The sequence below is a fragment of the Rhodococcus sp. ACT016 genome (genome assembly GCF_050477185.1).
Lineage (GTDB): Bacteria > Actinomycetota > Actinomycetes > Mycobacteriales > Mycobacteriaceae > Prescottella.
Genome location: NZ_JBEAET010000002.1, coordinates 532,429 through 549,977, shown reverse-complemented (window position 1 = coordinate 549,977; position 17,549 = coordinate 532,429). Strand labels below are relative to the sequence as shown.

Genomic DNA, 17,549 nt, shown 5'->3' with positions numbered 1-17,549 from the left:
GAAGCTTTTAGAGAGTTTAGAAATGAGCGGTCCCAGCCCGGTGACGACACGCCGAACCTCGCCAGAAGGCGCAGAGCAAGCCACTACGGGGCACCTGTTCAAGCTCCCAGGGCATCGGCCGGTTGCCGGCGATAGCCGCCGCGACGTCGCGGATGAACAGCGTCTCTTCTTCCTCGAAGTCGGCGATCCGGGCGAGTGAAATCGCGATGTCGCCGGGGCCGTGCCCTTCAGCTACTGACGTTCGGAGAACCTCGACCTGCTCGTCACTGATGCTGAATGAGCCCACGTGTCGCCGCGAGGGAGTCCGGCGGGATCTTGTGGTCGAACAGGGTGATCACGCCGCCGCCGATGGTGGGTACCGAGTTTGGCGCGGTGGGCCGTCCGGTAGGCGGCCTCGGCTTCCTCGGCGGTGGCGCCGGCGGCGAGGGCGGCAGCGCGTGCGGTTGCGCTGGCTTCGTCGGCCGTGCGCTCGCGGATCCGCTTCTTGTGGCGGCCGGCGGCGTCGTGGATCTCGTTGCGCACAGGCGCGCCGCCGAGCGAGTCGGCGGCCTGGTCGAGGCGGTCGGTGAGCTTCTGGCGGGCCTGATCTGTCGTGATGGGGCCGTCGGTGGCGGTCTTGGCGACGGCGGAGATGACGGCCATGTTGGATTCGGCGACCTGCTTGTCCATCGGATCCGCGTCCGGGCCGGGGTTCGTGAGGCTGGTGAACATCGGGATCCGGTTGGCCTTGGCCAGCGCGTCGGCCTTACTCAAGGCGCTGCCGACAGGCACGTAGCGGCCGTCACCGGTGTCCTGGAGGATCATGAACTGGCCGTAGCCGGCCCGGTAGATGGCTGCTGTGCCGCTGTCGAGGATTCGGCCTTCGACAGTGCTGTCGCCGCCGTCGAGCGCCGCCTCGAACGTGCCGGCCGTGTACACGCTGGTGTCGTTCGGTGTCTGCGATAGCGAGTGTGTTGTTGACGAGGGCTTCTCGGGCCGCCTCGCGGTTCCGGGCGGTCTCCTCCTCGGCGATGGTGTCGCGCCGAGCCTCCGGCGGACTTATCTGCTCGATCAGCCTGGCTTGGAATTGCTATCTTATCGTGCTCATCGGGTTTCTGATCGCTCGATCCCATGACTCGAGTATCGCCCCTGACCTGCAGTAAAGTCAGGGAAGTTGACCTGACACCGAGGAAGGGACGCACGTGGCGCAGAAGGTTGTAGTTCAGCTCATCGATGACCTCGACGGGGATCCGATCGACATCGGCGGCGAGACGATTAGCTTCGCAGTCAACGGTGTGGAGTACAGCATCGATCTCAACGACAAGAACGCCACCGAGTTCCACCGGAAGATGGACTACTACATCAAGTACGCCACCCGAGTCGGAGGCCGCAAGACCACCCGGCCGGCCAAGAACGCGGCCGACCGCGAGATGACCCAGAAGATCCGCGAGTGGGCCAACGCCAACGGGCACACGGTTTCTGCTCGTGGCCGAGTCGCCTCGCGCATCGTCGAGGCCTACACCGCGGCGCACTGACGTCGGCAGAGCTGTCGGCCACGCATGTCATAGTGAGCGAATGCGGTCGACCTGCTCTCTGTATATCGATGCCGGATACCTGCTCGCTTCTGCAGCGACTCGGGTCACCGGCACGTCGCTACGCAGCGGGATCCACGTCGACTACTCCGCGCTGATCAGCTCATTGGTAGACGCTGCAGAGGCCAGGTCGGGCCTACCGGTCCTACGGGTGCACTGGTACGACTCAGCGAAGAACGGCGTCCCGGATCCGCAGCAGGAGCGCATCGGGGAGCTCTCCAAGGTCAAGCTCCGGCTCGGACGGTTCGGCGTCAACGGGGAGCAGAAGGGCGTCGACCTTCGGATGGGCCTCGACCTGGTGGCGCATGCCCGCAACGGAGCGTCGGACGTGTTCTTCCTCATCTCGGGCGACGACGACCTGACCGAAGCGGTCGAGGAGGCGCAGGTTCACGGAGTCCAGGTCGTGCTGCTCGCCGTGCCGACCGTCGACGGAAGGCCGCACGGTGTGAGTCGCCACTTGGTCCGGGCTGCTGACGAACTCGACATCATCGACGGCGCGGCAGTCGATACCGCGGTCATGAAAGTGGATCGCCAGCCGGCGCCGGAGCCGGTCATGCCGGAACCGAAGCCTGAACCCGCTCGGCCCGCTGTCGCGGCGGCACGGCCGGCCATCCGGACCCCGCTCGACGTTGCGACCATTCCACAGAGCCTGACCACTCCCCGCCAGACGAGTGTGCTCGCCTACAGCGCCTCGACAGGATCACCCGCTCAGGTGCTGCCTGGGTACGGCGAAGACCGCGAGGACGCCCAGCAAGAGCAGCTGATCGACGAGGTCGTGGCCCGGGTCCTCACATCGTTCCAGGAGAGCGCCAGCTCCGACGACCAGCTGGAACTCCAGCGTGCGAAGCCGTCGATCCCCCGCGACATCGACCGTGCACTTCTACTCGACGCCTCCGACGCGATGCAGAAGTACGACCTGGACGAGGGGATCCGGTTCCGGCTGCGTGCGCGCTTCTGGGAGAAGTACGACAAGGCCTGAGCCGTTCGACGAGGGCTCCTCGAATCGGTCTCTCCGATAGTCGATTCCGACGTCCCTTCGTCGTCGAGGAGCTTCGTTCAGGGCTTCGCCCGATCGAGCTATCGCGTCGATCGCGACGGGCGCTCAGAATCGCGATCAGCGCGAAGGCTTACCGAGGTCGGACCGTCGTGAGGCTGGCTACGACGAGTAGGTCTCCGGGGCTTCAGGAACCTCGAGCTGAGCAAGCGTGATGAGCTCGTCATGCCTGCTCGGATCGTCGAGCAGTTCGACGGCCGTCGCCTGGTCATCCGTCGAAGGATTCGGGTAGAACCACCACGATGCGACCGCCCACGGGTCGTCCTCCGCCTTCAGTATCCCGTTGACCTCATCGACGAGCTCCTGCGTGCGGGCGTCCGATCGGAACTGGAACTCGGGGTAGGCGACCAGGCCGCCGAACTCGAGCCTGATCAGGCCGGACCGCGACGCCAGATCGCTCGGAACCTCGTCGGGTGACTTCATCGGGAAAGACAAGATGTAGTCGATCGCGGCCTGCAGAACGGCCTGCTCTTCGCTGAGATCCTTTTCATACATAGTGATTTCACTCCTGAAAGGAAGGTGCCCGTCGCGCTCTCCCATGAGACTAGTCCCGATCTTTCGTGATTCCGGGTGTGCCAGGCCTGAGTGGCTTCGGATTGGATGTCTCTACCGTGGCATCCAATCCGACAGCAAGGGGCGTCACCCGCGGAGGGCTCCCAGACAGTCGTCGTTGAGTCTTCCTGCGAGTCGCCAAGGGCGCTGGTCAGGAGCAGCCCTAGCATTGGATGCTGGTCGGCGGCGGGTCGTACGCGTCAGTGGTCGGGTTCCTGGCGCTGCTTTACAGGGCGGCCGACACGGTTGTCGTCGCGGTGCCTCTCGGCATCCTCACGATCGGCGGGGTGGTCGGGTGCTTCTTCGGAGCGATCATCATGCTCATCGTCGCAGCTGCAAACGGCCCGGCCCGGCACCCGTCACAACGGCTCCTCAGCTTCAGATGGTCGCTCCGACTATCGGCTACTCCGCAGATGGGGCACCGGTTTACGGCCAGCCGAGTTACATGCAGCCGCGGAACACGGGCACGAACGTCTTCGCGATCCTGGCTCTCATCTTCGGGTTTCTGGGTGGGCTGTTGGCGATCGTGTTTGGCCATATCGCGCTGAACCAGATCTACAGAACAGGTGAGCAAGGGAGGGGATTGGCGATCGCAGGTCTCGTGCTCGGCTACATGTTCCTGGCCTTCTGGGTCATCTTCCTCATCGGGCTCGTCCCGTACAGCGTGGCTTAGACGTCGAGGTGCAAGCCGCGTCCCCTGCATACCGGTGAGTGTTTCGCGCTCGAACCGGCTCGCAGAGGATTCCGATCCGATCACCGTGCTGCCGAAACGGATCAAACGAGCGAAAGGAAGTGTGGGGCATTCTATCTGGATGGCCTCATCAACGATGACCTTCGAACACAGCTCCGGCCGCAAAGGCCGGGGCTGCTGTCTACTTCATGAGGAAGGCCTACCGGCGGTTTCGCTCATCAAGCCAGATCGCGTGATCGAGTTCCCACGCAGTAGTCCGCCGGCCCAGCCGGGCGCTCAATCGCTCTGCGACAGCAGCCAACACCACCCGCGCTTCCCCGGGCGAAACAACCACGCCGTGTCGGGCAAGCCAACGCAACACCATACGGTCAGGCTTCACCTCGTCCTCGTGCCCGACGAGCATCCACAGATAGCTGCGACGAACACCGGCCGAACCCTCACCAGGAATCTTCCGAATATCGGCCTCGACTGCCTCGAGTCGCCCCTGATCGGTCAACAGCTCACGAGCATCCTGCAGCGTCCGAATCTCGTGATCGCAGAAAACGCGTGCATGCTGCAGCACCGCATCAGCTTTCAGTATCCCGCCCCGCGCGGATGTGCGTTGCCTGTTCCGGGTCGACGCAACCAACTTGTCAGGCGCTGGATAACGATCCAGGAACACCTCGAGTGGGAGTGGATCCGGCTCATCGTCGGTCGAGTTCAGAACCGACGGCACGTCGATTCCACAATCCTCAGCGACCCTGTGGACGACTGGAACAACAACGGAGTCGTAGCGGGCGCTGATGCTGTAGACAGCATCGAGGATGCAGAAACTCACACTCACCCAACGACGCTCGCGCGGCTGCGGGTTCAGCGCTTCCGCAGCGTCAACCAGTCTGGTTAGGTCATCGTCTGACAACATGCCGAGCACCATAACGGAGCACACAGACAAGTCTGGCAGATATCTACCGAGAGATTCTCAACAGCCGCGAACCGGAGGGCCCACGCGTTTGGGCGTAGTAGCTGACTGGGCGTTTGCTGCCTCGTCGTCGCACAGGCGGACGGGGGAAGTAGCGGTTCGGTCAGTGACCGCTGTTCATCGGACCGGTATTCGGTGCACGACACGATGAACAGTGTCGTGCACCGAATACTCGACTTGGGAGACGCTCCCTAGCTACCGGAGATCGATCCGAGTGACCCAAGGGAGCCCGTACCGAGCGACCCGAGAGAGCCCGACCCAAGTGAGCCAAGGGATCCGGTCGGTTCGGCGCCAACATGCACCCGAAGCGAATCGTCAGTGATGGCGTCGAGCGCGCCTGGGGTTCCCCAGCTTTCCTGCGGTCCGAAGTCGCCTTCGTTGATCCGGCACATCCAGTTGATGTGGTAGTCACCGTCGAACGCAGACTGGGTGTCGGACTTCGTCTCGCGCGGCTGCAGGTTCATGAACCACGAGTAGACATACTCGGGTGCGGTATCCCGCTTCGCGAGCCACATGCACTGCACGTGGTAGTCGGTGTTGTTCGCGAACTGCACGGTGAGTTCGTTGTGCTTGCCGGATGGCGAGAACTGGAGATCTCCGGGTGCCGCGTAGGCGGGTGCCGCCACAGCGAGCGCGATCAGCGGAGCGGTAACCGCGGTCATCGTCGCGCGAGTGAGCTTCTTCATCGGGTTCCTCAATGTTGGATTCCCGCACGCGAACACGTGCGAGTTGGAGCTATCGACCGAGGATGGTCGACATCTATCGGACAACGCGCATACTCCGCGAAACTCACCGAGATGCAATGCATATCCCCAGAAGAATGTCCGCCCCAGTACCGGGGCGGACATCGTGACTCTTTTGGTTACGGCGTTCGTGGGCTAGGAGCATGCCGCCCGATCACCTCTCCGGGATCCATAACCGGCCACTGCAACAATCAGCTTCCGAAGCCGAGGCTCCCTAGACTGCCGAACGAACTGCTGCCGGAAGACCCTGTCTGATTAGGTGTTTCACTGACTGTCAAACGTACGACGCGATCGTTGTACCAGTCGGCGACTGTCACATTCCCGTTGGCGTCCACTCCGATCCCCATCGGTGTTGCGAGGTTCGTGAAGGGGAGCGTCGTTTGCACGCCCGTGGGAGTCAACTGCACCACACGGTTCTTGTATGGGTCGGAAACGATGATGTTGCCGGTGCCGTCGATCGCTAGACCTGCAACACCGCTGAGCCCTTCGAACGGGAGGATCGTCTGCACCCCTTCTGGGCTCAACCGCAGCACACGCGAATTGAGACTGTCGGTCACAATGACGCTTCCGGTCCTGTCGACAGCGACAGAGAAGGGATCGCCGAGATCAGTGAATGGCAGGGTGGTTTGGATCCCTTCCGGGCTCAATCGGACCACCCGGTGGGAATCAGCAACGATGGTGTTGCCGGCGGCGTCGACGACCACACTTACTGGATCCTTGAGACCCGTGAACGGCAGCGTCGATACGGTTCCATCGGGACTGAGGCGCACAACCCGATTGAAACTGTCAGTCACGAGGGTGTTCCCGCTCGAATCAACCGTCACACCAAATGGCTTGTACAGCCCACCAGTGAACGGCAGGACGGATTGGACTCCACCTGCTGTGACTCTGACTACCCGGTTGTTGTAAAGATCTGCAACGGTTGTGTTCCCGGCCGCATCGACGGCCAGGGTTCTGGCGTGACTGAGGCCGACGAACGGCAGGGTGGTCTGTGTGTACGTCTGGCCGGCATGTGCCGGTCCCACGCCAGCAAGGATCACACTCGCAACCGCCACCAGCGGCAGCAGCATTCTGCGCACTCGCGCAAGGCTCATCGTGTCTGTTCTCCTGTGTGAGCTCGAAGGACTTGCCCCCGATCGCCAACGAGCCGGGTGCAAAGCGTTCAGTCCGTCAACAGCAGTAAAGGTTGCGTGCCCGGAATCCACCTAGATGGTGTGCATAGGACGCCCGTACCCCATAGCGGCGTGTCGACCTACAGTAGAGTAGACCAACTGGTCGTTTTTGGTAATCGAGTTCATCGCGCGAGATTCCGTCCTCGCGGCGGATCATCTTCGCGAGGTGGTCGACTCGTGTCACGTGCTCGCTGGGCGTCCGACGCGATGCACGAGATTGAGCTCGAGGGCGGCGTCATCGCTCCCCGGATCAACGCCGACTTCCACGACATCGTGATGGGAAACGTGACGGTCGACGAGGCACTTCAGCGCGCCCTCAAGTGGGAGCCTCCCGAGCAGGACGAAGACCAGAGATGAATGACGAGGCGCGTCGAGAGGAACGAGCTCGGGCAGCCTGTAGAGCACTGCACAGCACCAGATTAGAGCGCGGAGTAGTCAGCCTAGAGCTCCTAACTAACCTATCTGACCTGGTAGAGGGCAGGGCGACCTCTGAAGAGCTGATTCAGCGAGCCCTCGATCAGTGCGCGCAGCATCAAGAGAGGGCCGTGGTGCCCGGTCTCGATCAGGTTGTCGACCAGATCATGGACGGGACGCTGACCCTCGAAGAGGCCGTTCATCAGGCAATAGAACAGCGTCAGTAGAGAAGTGGGGAGATCGAAGATGAATGACTGGGCCTGTTATCAGAGTATTGCGGGCCTCAGGGCGCTCGTGGCCGTTCGGATTGGTGGCTCTTCCCCACGGGGAGTGCGTGGTCCGGGAGCCCCTTGCGGCAGGGGCGCTGTCGGCCAGTCAGCCACGCGAAGTGAACGCGCGATCTGGACAAAACGGTTAGCGTGAGGACGCGTTTTCGCGCAGTCGCTGATCAAAGGAGTTCTGACATGGCCCTGCCGATTCCCTCCCGGCGGCGCACCAGTGTCGTTCTCGGTCTTGCCGGTGTCGCGGTTGTGCTCGGCGCGGCCCCCGTCGCTGCTGAGCCCGCCACCCCGGCGGTTCCTCGCGGCTACCCCCAAATCGTCAACGACGTGCTCGGCCCGCAGGACCCCGGCTTCTGGAACCCCGATGTCCGGGGAACCCGCGTTCTGACTCCGGTCGAGCCCGGGGTGAGGGTGTATTGCGCAAGCGGCTTCGAACCGACGCCCGGGTGCTCGACACTCGACATGCGCGACTGGTCCTCGCCGCAGCGGGACCTCGTGTTCGTCGACGTACCCATGATCGGACGGCCACCACTGCGCGTGTGGATGGACATCATCCCCCGCCTGGATGAGGGCTCTCTGGGGCAACTGACGGAGCGTCTCCTCACTCGTTGAGAACGGCCCGCGGGCCGCGTCCACGGTCACGTCGGATGGCGCCGCTACCGTTTGCTTCATGGATGCGTCACCGATGAGTCTCCCGGCTGTTCCGAGCGCCGACCCGGGTGCCGGACAGCTCTCTCCCTGGGGGAGTGGGGGAGACGTCGCGAAAGCGCGTGTCGTCGCAGCAGTCGAGCAGTCGCAGGCGACCGCGACGACCCGTGCGTACCGGTCCGACTGGAATCGGTTCGCCCGCTGGTGCGCCACGAATGCAGTCGCCGCGCTGCCCGCGGCCCCGGAGACAGTGGCGTCGTATCTCGCTGAGGCCGCGGACGAGACGGCTAGCGGTCATCTCTACTCGCCGACCACGCTGCGCCGGTGGGTCGCGTCAATCAACTTCTTCCACCGCGCGGCGAACGAGCCGACTCCCGGAACCAGCCAGCTGGTGGTCTCGACGCTCTCTGGTCTGCAGCGCGCCGCGGCGCGAGATCCCCGACGCCGCTCGCGACGGCGGGAGGCGTTGCGGCTCGACGACATCGACACCATGGTGGCGGCCGCGCGGGAGTCCGCGAGCACCTGGCCTGAGCAGCTCCGCGAGCGCCGCGACTCCGCGCTGCTCTGGCTCGCGTTCGCCGGCGCGTTCCGTCGCTCCGAGCTCGCCGAGCTCCGCTTCACGGACATGCGGCTGCACCGTGAGGATGGCCTCCACATGCGGGTGCGCACCTCGAAGACCGACCAGGAGGGGCGCGGACAGATCAAGGTGGCGCCGTTCGGGCGCGAGCACCACCGGTGCCCGGTCTGCGCGTACCGGCGGTGGCATCAGATCGTGTGCGCGTTCGACGGCGGTGGCCGGGCCGCGGTGATCCGGGAGCTCGCGAACGCGGAGCCCTTCACACGCCACGTATGCAGGGCACATGGCACGTCCCCGGCGGATTCGTTGGCACCGGTGTTCCGGCGGATCGACAAGCACGGCAACGTCAGTGACTCCCGTCTGTCGGGCGCGGCGATCCACGGTGTCATCCGCGCCCGGGCTCTGGCGGCCGGCTTCTCCGAGGAGGAGGTGCAGATGTTGGGTGGGCACTCGCCGCGGGCTGGGTTCGTCACCGAAGCGCTCTCGAACGGGGCCAGCGCGCACGCGATCATGCGCCAGACCGGGCACGCAACCCCGTCGACGGTGGAGATCTACGCGCGTGAGCGGACCCCGGCGCAGAACAATGCCGTCACCGAACTCGGCTTCTGACCCAGGTACTTCGGCGCAAGCCCGGTCGTTCACGTCCGGGATGGCCGATCCGTGTGGTGGTCGTTGTGCGCTGGTGCCGCAGTGTCGGTGCGGGTATCTAGGGTACGGGTTGTGTTGAAGCGCTACCGCTATCGCGCGTACCCGACCGGGGACCAGCAGCAGATGCTGGCCCGGTCGTTCGGGTGTTCGCGGGTGGTGTTCAACGACGCGATCGCGGCCCGGCAGACGGCGCGGGCGGCGGGCGTGAAGATCTCGGACACCGACGTGCAGAAACAGGTGGTCACCGAGGCTAAGCGGACGCTGGAGCGGGCGTGGCTGGGCGAGGTGTCGAGTGTGGTGCTGGTACAGGCGTGCCAGGACGCGCGGCGCGCGTACCGCAACTTCTTCGACTCACTCGCCGGTAAACGAAAGGGTCGGAGGATCGGTGCCCCACGGTTCCGGTCCCGCCGCGACAACAGGCAATCGATCCGGTTCACCCGCAACGGATTCACAGTCACCAGGCGGGGTGTGCGGTTGGCGAAGATCGGCGACGTCAAGCTCGAATGGTCGCGGGAACTGCCGTCCGAACCGTCGTCGGTGTCCGTCATCCGAGAAGCGGACGGCCGCTACTACGTCTCGTTCGTCGTCGACGTCGCCGAAACCCCGCTGCCGGAGGCGCCGACCGTCGTCGGTGTGGATCTCGGCCTCGCCGACCTCGCTGCGATCGCTCGTTCGGACGGGGTGCGGGAGAAGATCGCGGCACCCCGGCATCTCCGGAAGGTCGAGCGCCGGCTGGCGCGTGCGCAGAAGGCGCTGTCGCGGAAACAGAAGGGATCGTCCAACCGGGCCAAGGATCGCCTGCGTGTCGCTCGTCTGCATCGGCGGGTGCGGGAGACCCGGCTTGATCACCACCACAAGCTCGCGAAACGGTTGATCCACGAGAACCAAGTGGTCGCCGTCGAGGATCTCGCGGTGTCAGGCCTCGCCCGAACCTGGTTGGCGAAGTCGGTGCACGACGCCGGCTGGTCGATCCTGCTCCGGGTGCTGGAGGAGAAGGCCGCCCAGCACGGCCGTCAGGTAATCCGGATCGACCGCTGGACGCCGTCGACCCGCACCTGCTCGCACTGCGGGCGGATCGGCGAGGCGAAGCCGCTGCACATCCGACAGTGGACGTGCGACTGCGGTGCCCACCTCGACCGCGACTACAACGCCGCGGTCAACATCCTCGACGCCGCCGGGCTGGCGGAGTCGCTAAACGCCCGTGGAGGGGACGTCAGACTGGCGCTCGCGTCAGCAGGCCCCGCTGAAACAGGAACCCACCGAACCGACCCCGACCACCCGGTCGAGGCTGCGTAGGAATCCCGGCCGTTCACGGCCGGGAGGAAGTCAAGTCAACCACTGTGCCGGGGTGGGTTTCGGGTGTGCGGCACCCCGCGACGCGGTGCGGCCGCCGCCGCGGCCGCGAGCTCGACATCGCCGCTGGCCGGCGGGCGCTCGCTGGATATCGTTGATGCATGCTGGAGAGCGTGGAGGCGGACAGGGTTCGGGAGTTGCTGCCTGCCCGGTTGCGCTCGCGGTGGGGCCTGTTCGCGGACTGGTGTGCGGGCATGGGGGTGTCACCGCTGCCGGCGACGCGGGAGACGCTGATCGAGTTCGTGCGCGCCAACCCGGCTGCGTTGTCGACGCAGCGGGAGCGGCTGGCCGCCGTCCGGGCCGCACACGCGATTGCCGCCGCACCGCTGCCCGCGAAGACCGAGCCAGTGAGGGTGGCAGCCGGTTCCCGTGACCGCTGGGTCGGGAGCCCGGCAGCGTCAGTGGTGGCTGCGTTACCGTCGGCCGGGTGGCCGTCAGGGCTGTTCGGGCGCCGAGATGCGCTGCTGCTGGTGCTATCCGGCGCGCTCGGCCTGTCGTACGGCCAGATGGAGCGGCTTCAGCGCAGCCAGGCCCGCGTCGTCGACCGGACGCTGCAGGTGCAGGCGGGTTCAGTGTGGGTATCGGTGCCAGCCGAGGACGATCCGCGCTCGTGCCCGGCGGCGGTATTCCTGCGGTGGGCGCGCCTTCTCGCGTACTTGGACAGGTGGCCGTCGACATCGGCGGTTGCATCAGCGTTGGCGAAGTCTCAGCCGTTGACCAGGGAGTCCGTCGAAACGTATGCGCCACTGCCGCAGGTGGCTCGTGACGGGCCGCTGCTGGTGCCGATCGATCGGTGGGGCGGTCTCGGGATGGGCCGCTGGCAGCCACACGCGCACGCCCGGTGGGGTTTGCGGGCTGCCGCGATCGGGGAGATCGTCGCCACGCACCTCGACGGCGCCGGCCGCAGGCACGACGGCTGGGGCTGGGACGGCCTGCCCCGCGACGTCATCAACGACGAACCGGCCGACAGCCCACCTGAGCCGCCTCCTCTACGAGAGTGGGATGTCGCTGCGGGCTGGCAGGCCCGCGCCGACGCACAGGTCCACCTGAGCGACGTCGGTGACACGCTCGACGAAGTCGAGCAGGAAGCCGAAAAACTCGCTGCTCGCATCGCTGCGATCCTCGACGGTGAGTACGGCGTCCAGTAGCGGGCCAGGCGACCTGCATCGGGCCCGCCTGGTGACGACGCCAGCATCGGCTATCGCGGCGCGCCCCGCGGTGACACGCTCACCGACATCTGACGGTTCTGCGATCGTCTGACCGCCCCGTCCAGTCGCTGTGACGATTCTCCGCGCCCGGCAGTGTTCACCACGCGCGGGCCGCGTCGCGGCGCTGCTGCCGGCGCCCGCTCTTCCCATCGTGACGTCGACGCCCAAGGATTCGCTGGGCACGACGCCGCAGCGCGAGCTCGTGCTGTAGGCGGTCGGCCGACAGCTTGCCCGGCCCGTGAATGCGCGTGCCGTCACTGCGCTCGATCGTCGTGGCCATCATCGTCTCCATTCCTGACCCTCGTGGTGCAAAGCACAGTAGGTTCGCCTTCGTGTCTGTGGCACTACGGATCTCGTCCCCGAGGGACCCGTGACGGACGCTGTCCCGTCGCACAGTGGTCACCGGGACTGGACCGGCTATGGTCTCCGGAATCCAGCAGGGAAAGCAACCTGTTTCCACTCGGGAACACTCGGCACGAAGACCCTGGTGTCAGCCGTCAACCATATGGAGGGAAGTGCACCCGATCCGTGGGAGGTGACGTCGCCGCACTCGTCGGCAGCGCGCTCGCCGCGATCGCGGTCGCCCCATTCGCTGTCCACCGGCGGGCCGACAGCTTCCCTGGATGCCAACGGATGTTCGCGGCGAGCGCTGTCACCAGCGCCGATCCGCCCCCTGGCGTACGCCATAGTCGAGGTTGTTCAGGCCAACTGCCTCTACCCCGGCACATTCCTAGGGGCAGCCGGTGTCACTCCGCGGATGGGAAGGCGAATACGTTGAAGGATAGGGTTATTCGCTGACGGGGCGGCTTCATAGTGAGCGCGTCCTGGTTGGTGCGATTCACTCTAGCTGGACCATGAACGCCGTAATCCTTCGGTGACGGATTTCCCGTGCAGGGGCGTCTGGTCGGGCTCCCGGAACTCAGTGAACAGGGAATCGACCGCCGTTGCGGGCACCCACCGGCCGCCGAGCGGGATCTGCCGGTTCGTTGAGGGCTTGGAGGAACCCCTGACGCCACCGCGCTACGATCCGTTCCGCGGCCACGCCCTTCGGGGCCTCGACGTCGACGATCTGGATTGTGTAGCCGGCCTGGCTCAGGTCGGAGACCAGCCGCTTGGCGTGACTCTTCCACGCGAGGGTTCCGTCAACGATCAGGTTCTCGCCGCGGGCAACGGCGTCGCGCTCGGCGGTCGCGAACAGGAAGTCGGTTGACTCGCGGTGGACGAGCGCGGACAGCTCGAAAGGGTAGAACAGGCTCGTCTCGCCGGGCTGCGACCGTAGATCCGATGGCAGCAGCTCCTGCAGCGTGCCGTCCGCGACGGCCGACTCGAAGAGATAGCGCTTGAAGACGTCCGCATGGAGCTCACACCATTGCTGCTGGTCGCGGCCGTGGAACAGCCGCTCGTGCGTCGATGACTTGCCCGCCCCGGGCGGGCCGGCCATCAGGATCGCCGAACGCTCCACGGCGACTTGAGGATTCGAAACGCGCCACTGATCGAGGATCTGCTCATGCAGCCGCCGGCGGCCAGCAGTCGGCGTCCGCACCCCGTCGACGCGGCGGAACCAGCGGCGTTGACCCGCGTTCGGAGATCGAGCGTGCCGGGCGTGTCGGGATCCTCGCGGACGAGAACGCCGCCGAGCCGCCAGAGAAGCCGAAACGGCGTCGCCGGTCAGGGGATGGCGACGGCCAGCTGTCGATGTGGTGAGTCGCCGCGACCGGATGAACGGACTCGGCTGATGTGATGCGGCCTACTTCCATAGGGCTTCTGTGCGCCAGTTCGTTGGACACCCCATGTCCTGCACAGAAACCGGAGGGTCGACTACATCGACGAGCACAAGCAGGAGTACGGCGTCGAGTCGATCTGCCGGGTGCTGACCGCCCACGGGTGCAAGATCGCGCCGTCCACCTACTACGACGTCTGCGCCCGCCGGCGGCACCCGTCCAAGCGGCAGGTCCGCGACACGGAACTCAAGGTCGAAATCGCACGGGTCCATCGGGAGAACTACTCGGTGTACGGCGCCCGCAAGGTGTGGCTGCAATGCCGCCGAGAGGGCATCGAGGTGGCCCGCTGCACGGTCGAACGCCTGATGGGCGACCTCGGCTTCGAGGGCGCCCGCCGCGGCAAGACCAAACGCACCACGGTCACCGATCCACAATCCGAACGTCCAGATGATCTGGTGCAACGTCAGTTCTGCCCAGAATCACCAAATGTGTTGTGGGTAGCGGACTTCACGTATGTGTCGGGGTGGGTGTACGTGGCGTTCGTGATCGATGCGTACGCCCGCCGGATCGTCGGGTGGCGGACCTCGACGTCGATGACCGCGCAGCTGGTGCTCGAGCGATCGAGCACGCGACCTGGACCCGCCAGCGCGAGGGCATCGACGATCTGTCCGGGCTAATTCATCATCACGATCGCGGGTCGCAGTACACGTCCGCCGCCTTCACCGAACGACTCGTCGACGCCGGTATCGATGCATCGATCGGCGCCACCGGCAACTCGTACGACAATGCCCTCGCCGAATCGATCAACGGCCTCTACAAGACCGAACTGATCAAGGCGCAGGCCCCCTGGCGGACCGTTGACCAGGTTGAAGTCGCCACCCTCGAATGGGTCGACTGGTTCAATCACCGCAGGCTATATGAGCACTGCGGCGACCTGCCGCCGGCCCGGTACGAGGCCCTCCACTACCGTGATCACCGAACTCAGCCCGTCGCTGAGTTCTCAAACTCGTAAGTGTCCAGACATGCCGGGGCGATTCAGGGCGGCGGTAGATGCCTGGTTGGACAGCTCGGCGTGGAGATCATCCAAGGTGCGGAACGGGTCAAGTTTGATGGTGTAAACGTCGTAGACGTGATCTGCAGTCACGGGTCAAGGCACTTAGGTGCGAGTGTCGATCGCGCTCAATCGAGCGTCGGGCATGGTTTGGTATGCCAGAGAGCGTCCTGCCACCAGTGCACGCTCTCTCCGGGCGCGCAAACCTGTTCCCACACCGATGCCATCGCGCCGACCTCGATCGCTGGTCCTCGTCCCCGGTCCGTGCACACGCAAGTCGCGGCTTGCTGGAACTGACCGAGTCAAGCCGTCGCGCTTGGCTCGATCTCGATGGCGGACTCGCGTCGACTACTCGAGAGGGAGAGTCTGGTCTCGATGCCTGCCCGTACGGTCTCGAGCGCCTCGCCAAGGTCGATTGCCGGCTCGTTGGTGGCAAGGCGCCGCAGTTCCAATCCGTCGATCATGGCGCCGAACAGGGACGCGTACCGCTCGGCGCCGGGCAGTTCGAGCGCCTCCAGAAGTGACTTGGCAACCTGGTCGTAGGCGGTGAAGCAGCGGCGCGCTGCGTCCTTCAGTTCGTCTGAACGCGTCGCCTGCAGGTACAGCTCGAGCTGCGCGATCTGCTGATTGCGTTCAGGTCGATCCTCGACCTCGACGCGTGCGCTGTCGAATGCAGCTTCGGTGTCGACGGAGCTCGTTACCGCTAAGCGCTGCTTCATGGCAGTTAGCCGCTCGATCTCGTCGTCGACGTAGGCGTTGAGTGCCTCGCTCAGGAGGTCTTCCTGGCTTCCGAAGTGGTACGTCAGGGTCCCTAAGGAAATACCGGCGGCCTTGGCGATCGCGCGATTGCTGACCCCGCCGATGCCTTTCTCGCCAATCATGTCGAGCGTCACGGCGAGGATTTGCTCGCGGACGGCATTGGCCATGTGGTTCCTCCGGAAAGCGGCTAGCTAAGTGGCGGCCGGCATCGACGCTCTTGTCGAGACTGGACTATTGGAAGTGTACCCAGTAGGCCGAGGAAGCCGCGCGCTCGGTCGTTCGAACGAACGAGGCCCGTGGTAGCCTCGCCCGCAACGATTTGGATCGACTGAAAAAGAAGGCGAGCTAACGCATGCGGGTACTAGTTACTGGCGCTACCGGATTCGTAGGTACGAATCTGGTTCGGTTGCTCGACACCCAAGGGGTCGACATCGTCGCGACAGGTGCACCGGGTTCGGAGACACGCTACATCGATGCCTGCACCTCAGACATCCGCCTGGGCGACCTCAACGACGTCAGGTTTGTGCGCGAACTGGTCGAAGATGTCGACTGGGTGTTTCACATCGCTGGCGATACGTCGACATGGAAGCGCTTCGCACCGCGGCGGCAGGCAGTCAATGTGACCGCCGTGCGGACTCTTGCAGGGGCGGCGCTAGAAGCAGGGGTGAAGCGATTCATTCACACGAGCACCATCGATGTGCACGGCTACAACGACAACGGTTCTTCGGTGCCTGAGCATGCGGCCGAACATCTGTTCACCGGAATGGGTTACGACTACGCCGAGACCAAAACCGCGGGTGAGCTCGAAGCGATGAAGCATCTCGGTCAGGGTCTTGATGTCGTGGTCGTATACCCCGGCTTCATGATCGGCCCGTTTGACCACACCCTCCAGCTCGGCCGAGTGATCGTGGACATGAAGCAAGGCAAGCGCACGTTTGCGCCTCCTGGGACGGGTTCGTTCTGCGATGTGCGGAATGTTGCAAAGGGAATGCTCGCCGCCGCAGAGAAGGGTCGTACTGGAAACGGCTACAACCTATCCGGGCACAACCTCTCGTACAGTTCCGTCTTCAAGATGATTGCCGACATCGTAGGTGCTGAGCACGACCCGATTACGATCCCGGCACCGGTGCTCGAGGCCTACGGACAGGTTGCTGAGCGGATCTCGATGTTCACCGGAAAAGTTCCCGACATGGATCCAGGTATGGCGCGCTACATGAGTGCTCCGCAGGCCTCAGACTGGTCAAAAGCGAACGACGAGCTCGGATATACGCCGGGCAATCTCTCGGCTGCGATACAGTCGGCTGCTCAATGGTATGACGAGAACGTGCTCTAGCTGTGAGATTTCATCTCTCGCGGGTTGGGGACGGTTTGTAGGGCACCGAAGTGCCTGTCCGGTGGCGGATTTTAGGCTTGTCGAAGGTCGAGTTCCATCTGTCGAGAGAGGCGCTCCGCGGTTGAAGCCGCGCCTCGGTCCACCTCTGGTTCTCGATTCTGTTCGTAGGTAGCTGATCTCGTCGTCCGGGGCGCTGTTGCTCCTCGACACGGTTCGGGTGTCGAGTCGGGGGTTGTCGCAGGCATTGGCTCCGTGGCGGTCACTGCGAGCGATCCACGATCCTGGCAAGGTGCTGATCGGCCTGGCCACGGAAGCAGCGTCGTGGTGACTGCGCCGCGGATCTGGCTGTGGTGCGGGCAGATATGTAGCCTGTGCTTCCGTCGATCCGGATTCTGCGTGTTTCCGCTCGGGCGGCGGTATGGATCGCTGCCGGTCCGCGAGGTTCGGCACGAACAAACGCGCACGTGCCGAGGACCACATCCGCGTCGTCCAGGATGCCTGGATGCGGAGCCTCCCCTTCCACGGGTTCGCGCAGAACTAGATCTGACTCGAAATCGCTTCCCTCGCAGCTGGATTGTTCACCTGGATGCATCCCCTCGTCTGGGACGAGCGTGCGCCGTCCCGCCAGCGGGAACCCAAACAGCTCCGCCTGCGGTTCCTCTCCGTCGCCGGACGAATCGTCGACACCAGCCACACGCGACTACTCCGGCTCCCGAGGGGCTGGCCCTGCAACTGCTTCCTCCTCGACACCGCCTGACAACCCTGGCGCCCACCCCGACGACCCGCAGTGGAGAAGGGGCGAACACAGCGCGGGC

19 protein-coding genes and 2 pseudogenes are annotated in these 17,549 nt (G+C 64.7%); 13 read left to right on the top strand and 8 right to left on the bottom strand.

Annotated elements, in window-relative coordinates:
• The first annotated feature begins 22 nt into the window (after window positions 1–22).
• On the top strand, window positions 23–199 hold the full coding sequence (locus ACQ5DX_RS29380) for a hypothetical protein (RefSeq protein ID WP_430336248.1): 177 nt from the start codon (window positions 23–25) through the stop codon (window positions 197–199).
• Window positions 200–231: 32 nt separating this feature from the next.
• Here ACQ5DX_RS29380 and ACQ5DX_RS29375 read toward each other — a convergent pair whose 3' ends face one another.
• Entirely contained in the window at window positions 232–918 is a 687-nt protein-coding gene (locus tag ACQ5DX_RS29375) for a hypothetical protein (RefSeq protein ID WP_430336247.1), read from the bottom strand.
• Window positions 919–1,181: 263 nt separating this feature from the next.
• On the opposite strand from ACQ5DX_RS29375, the gene ACQ5DX_RS29370 reads away from it, so the two are divergent.
• Both ACQ5DX_RS29370 and ACQ5DX_RS29365 read left to right on the top strand, forming a co-directional pair.
• On the top strand, window positions 1,182–1,514 hold the full coding sequence (locus ACQ5DX_RS29370; RefSeq protein ID WP_430336246.1) for a histone-like nucleoid-structuring protein Lsr2: 333 nt from the start codon (window positions 1,182–1,184) through the stop codon (window positions 1,512–1,514).
• A gap of 40 nt (window positions 1,515–1,554) precedes the next feature.
• Window positions 1,555–2,550, top strand: a complete 996-nt coding sequence (locus ACQ5DX_RS29365) for an NYN domain-containing protein (protein WP_430336245.1) — start codon at window positions 1,555–1,557, stop codon at window positions 2,548–2,550.
• A 177-nt stretch (window positions 2,551–2,727) separates the two neighbouring features.
• Here ACQ5DX_RS29365 and ACQ5DX_RS29360 read toward each other — a convergent pair whose 3' ends face one another.
• Window positions 2,728–3,120: a hypothetical protein gene (locus ACQ5DX_RS29360; RefSeq protein ID WP_430336244.1), complete on the bottom strand. Its 393-nt coding sequence runs from the start codon at window positions 3,118–3,120 to the stop codon at window positions 2,728–2,730.
• Window positions 3,121–3,559: 439 nt separating this feature from the next.
• On the opposite strand from ACQ5DX_RS29360, the gene ACQ5DX_RS29355 reads away from it, so the two are divergent.
• Window positions 3,560–3,850 (top strand): DUF4190 domain-containing protein, encoded by a 291-nt coding sequence (locus ACQ5DX_RS29355; protein ID WP_430336243.1) that lies wholly within the window; start codon window positions 3,560–3,562, stop codon window positions 3,848–3,850.
• Between the two features lie 217 nt (window positions 3,851–4,067).
• Here ACQ5DX_RS29355 and ACQ5DX_RS29350 read toward each other — a convergent pair whose 3' ends face one another.
• The 3 genes from ACQ5DX_RS29350 to ACQ5DX_RS29340 form a co-directional block, all read right to left on the bottom strand.
• Window positions 4,068–4,769: a hypothetical protein gene (locus ACQ5DX_RS29350; protein ID WP_430336242.1), complete on the bottom strand. Its 702-nt coding sequence runs from the start codon at window positions 4,767–4,769 to the stop codon at window positions 4,068–4,070.
• Window positions 4,770–5,017: 248 nt separating this feature from the next.
• Window positions 5,018–5,512 (bottom strand): hypothetical protein, encoded by a 495-nt coding sequence (locus ACQ5DX_RS29345; protein WP_430336241.1) that lies wholly within the window; start codon window positions 5,510–5,512, stop codon window positions 5,018–5,020.
• A gap of 248 nt (window positions 5,513–5,760) precedes the next feature.
• The gene (locus ACQ5DX_RS29340) at window positions 5,761–6,663 is read right to left on the bottom strand and encodes a hypothetical protein (protein ID WP_430336240.1); all 903 of its coding nucleotides are present in this window, start codon (window positions 6,661–6,663) and stop codon (window positions 5,761–5,763) included.
• 255 nt (window positions 6,664–6,918) lie between these two features.
• Between ACQ5DX_RS29340 and ACQ5DX_RS29335 the strand changes: the two genes are divergently transcribed.
• Entirely contained in the window at window positions 6,919–7,098 is a 180-nt protein-coding gene (locus tag ACQ5DX_RS29335; RefSeq protein WP_430336239.1) for a hypothetical protein, read from the top strand.
• A 101-nt stretch (window positions 7,099–7,199) separates the two neighbouring features.
• On the opposite strand, the gene ACQ5DX_RS29330 is transcribed toward ACQ5DX_RS29335, so the two are convergent.
• The gene (locus tag ACQ5DX_RS29330) at window positions 7,200–7,358 is read right to left on the bottom strand and encodes a hypothetical protein (RefSeq protein WP_430336238.1); all 159 of its coding nucleotides are present in this window, start codon (window positions 7,356–7,358) and stop codon (window positions 7,200–7,202) included.
• Window positions 7,359–7,619: 261 nt separating this feature from the next.
• Here ACQ5DX_RS29330 and ACQ5DX_RS29325 point away from each other — a divergent pair, with 261 nt between their 5' ends.
• The 5 genes from ACQ5DX_RS29325 to ACQ5DX_RS29305 all read left to right on the top strand — a co-directional run bounded on the left by ACQ5DX_RS29325 (window position 7,620) and on the right by ACQ5DX_RS29305 (window position 12,081).
• Window positions 7,620–8,048 carry a hypothetical protein gene (locus ACQ5DX_RS29325; protein WP_430336237.1) on the top strand — a complete coding sequence of 143 codons (429 nt, stop codon included), beginning with the start codon at window positions 7,620–7,622 and terminating at the stop codon, window positions 8,046–8,048.
• A 58-nt stretch (window positions 8,049–8,106) separates the two neighbouring features.
• A complete protein-coding gene (locus ACQ5DX_RS29320) occupies window positions 8,107–9,270 on the top strand; it encodes a site-specific integrase (protein WP_430336236.1) in 1,164 nt (387 codons plus the stop codon).
• Between the two features lie 111 nt (window positions 9,271–9,381).
• Window positions 9,382–10,605 carry an RNA-guided endonuclease InsQ/TnpB family protein gene (locus ACQ5DX_RS29315; RefSeq protein ID WP_430336235.1) on the top strand — a complete coding sequence of 408 codons (1,224 nt, stop codon included), beginning with the start codon at window positions 9,382–9,384 and terminating at the stop codon, window positions 10,603–10,605.
• Window positions 10,606–10,763: 158 nt separating this feature from the next.
• Entirely contained in the window at window positions 10,764–11,810 is a 1,047-nt protein-coding gene (locus tag ACQ5DX_RS29310) for a hypothetical protein (RefSeq protein ID WP_430336234.1), read from the top strand.
• A 130-nt stretch (window positions 11,811–11,940) separates the two neighbouring features.
• A complete protein-coding gene (locus tag ACQ5DX_RS29305; RefSeq protein ID WP_430336233.1) occupies window positions 11,941–12,081 on the top strand; it encodes a hypothetical protein in 141 nt (46 codons plus the stop codon).
• A gap of 708 nt (window positions 12,082–12,789) precedes the next feature.
• Here ACQ5DX_RS29305 and ACQ5DX_RS29300 read toward each other — a convergent pair.
• Window positions 12,790–13,332: a zeta toxin family protein gene (locus ACQ5DX_RS29300; protein WP_430336232.1), complete on the bottom strand. Its 543-nt coding sequence runs from the start codon at window positions 13,330–13,332 to the stop codon at window positions 12,790–12,792.
• 381 nt (window positions 13,333–13,713) lie between these two features.
• Between ACQ5DX_RS29300 and ACQ5DX_RS29295 the strand changes: the two are divergent.
• A pseudogene (locus ACQ5DX_RS29295) lies at window positions 13,714–14,603 on the top strand (IS3 family transposase); the annotation flags it as partial.
• A 341-nt stretch (window positions 14,604–14,944) separates the two neighbouring features.
• Here ACQ5DX_RS29295 and ACQ5DX_RS29290 read toward each other — a convergent pair.
• Window positions 14,945–15,568, bottom strand: coding sequence for a TetR/AcrR family transcriptional regulator (locus tag ACQ5DX_RS29290; RefSeq protein WP_430336231.1), 624 nt, complete (start codon window positions 15,566–15,568; stop codon window positions 14,945–14,947).
• Between the two features lie 185 nt (window positions 15,569–15,753).
• On the opposite strand from ACQ5DX_RS29290, the gene ACQ5DX_RS29285 reads away from it, so the two are divergent.
• Together ACQ5DX_RS29285 and ACQ5DX_RS29280 are read left to right on the top strand one after the other, a co-directional pair.
• The gene (locus ACQ5DX_RS29285) at window positions 15,754–16,734 is read left to right on the top strand and encodes an NAD-dependent epimerase/dehydratase family protein (RefSeq protein ID WP_430336230.1); all 981 of its coding nucleotides are present in this window, start codon (window positions 15,754–15,756) and stop codon (window positions 16,732–16,734) included.
• Between the two features lie 438 nt (window positions 16,735–17,172).
• Window positions 17,173–17,491: pseudogene (locus ACQ5DX_RS29280) on the top strand (transposase); the annotation flags it as partial.
• Window positions 17,492–17,549 lie beyond the last annotated feature (58 nt).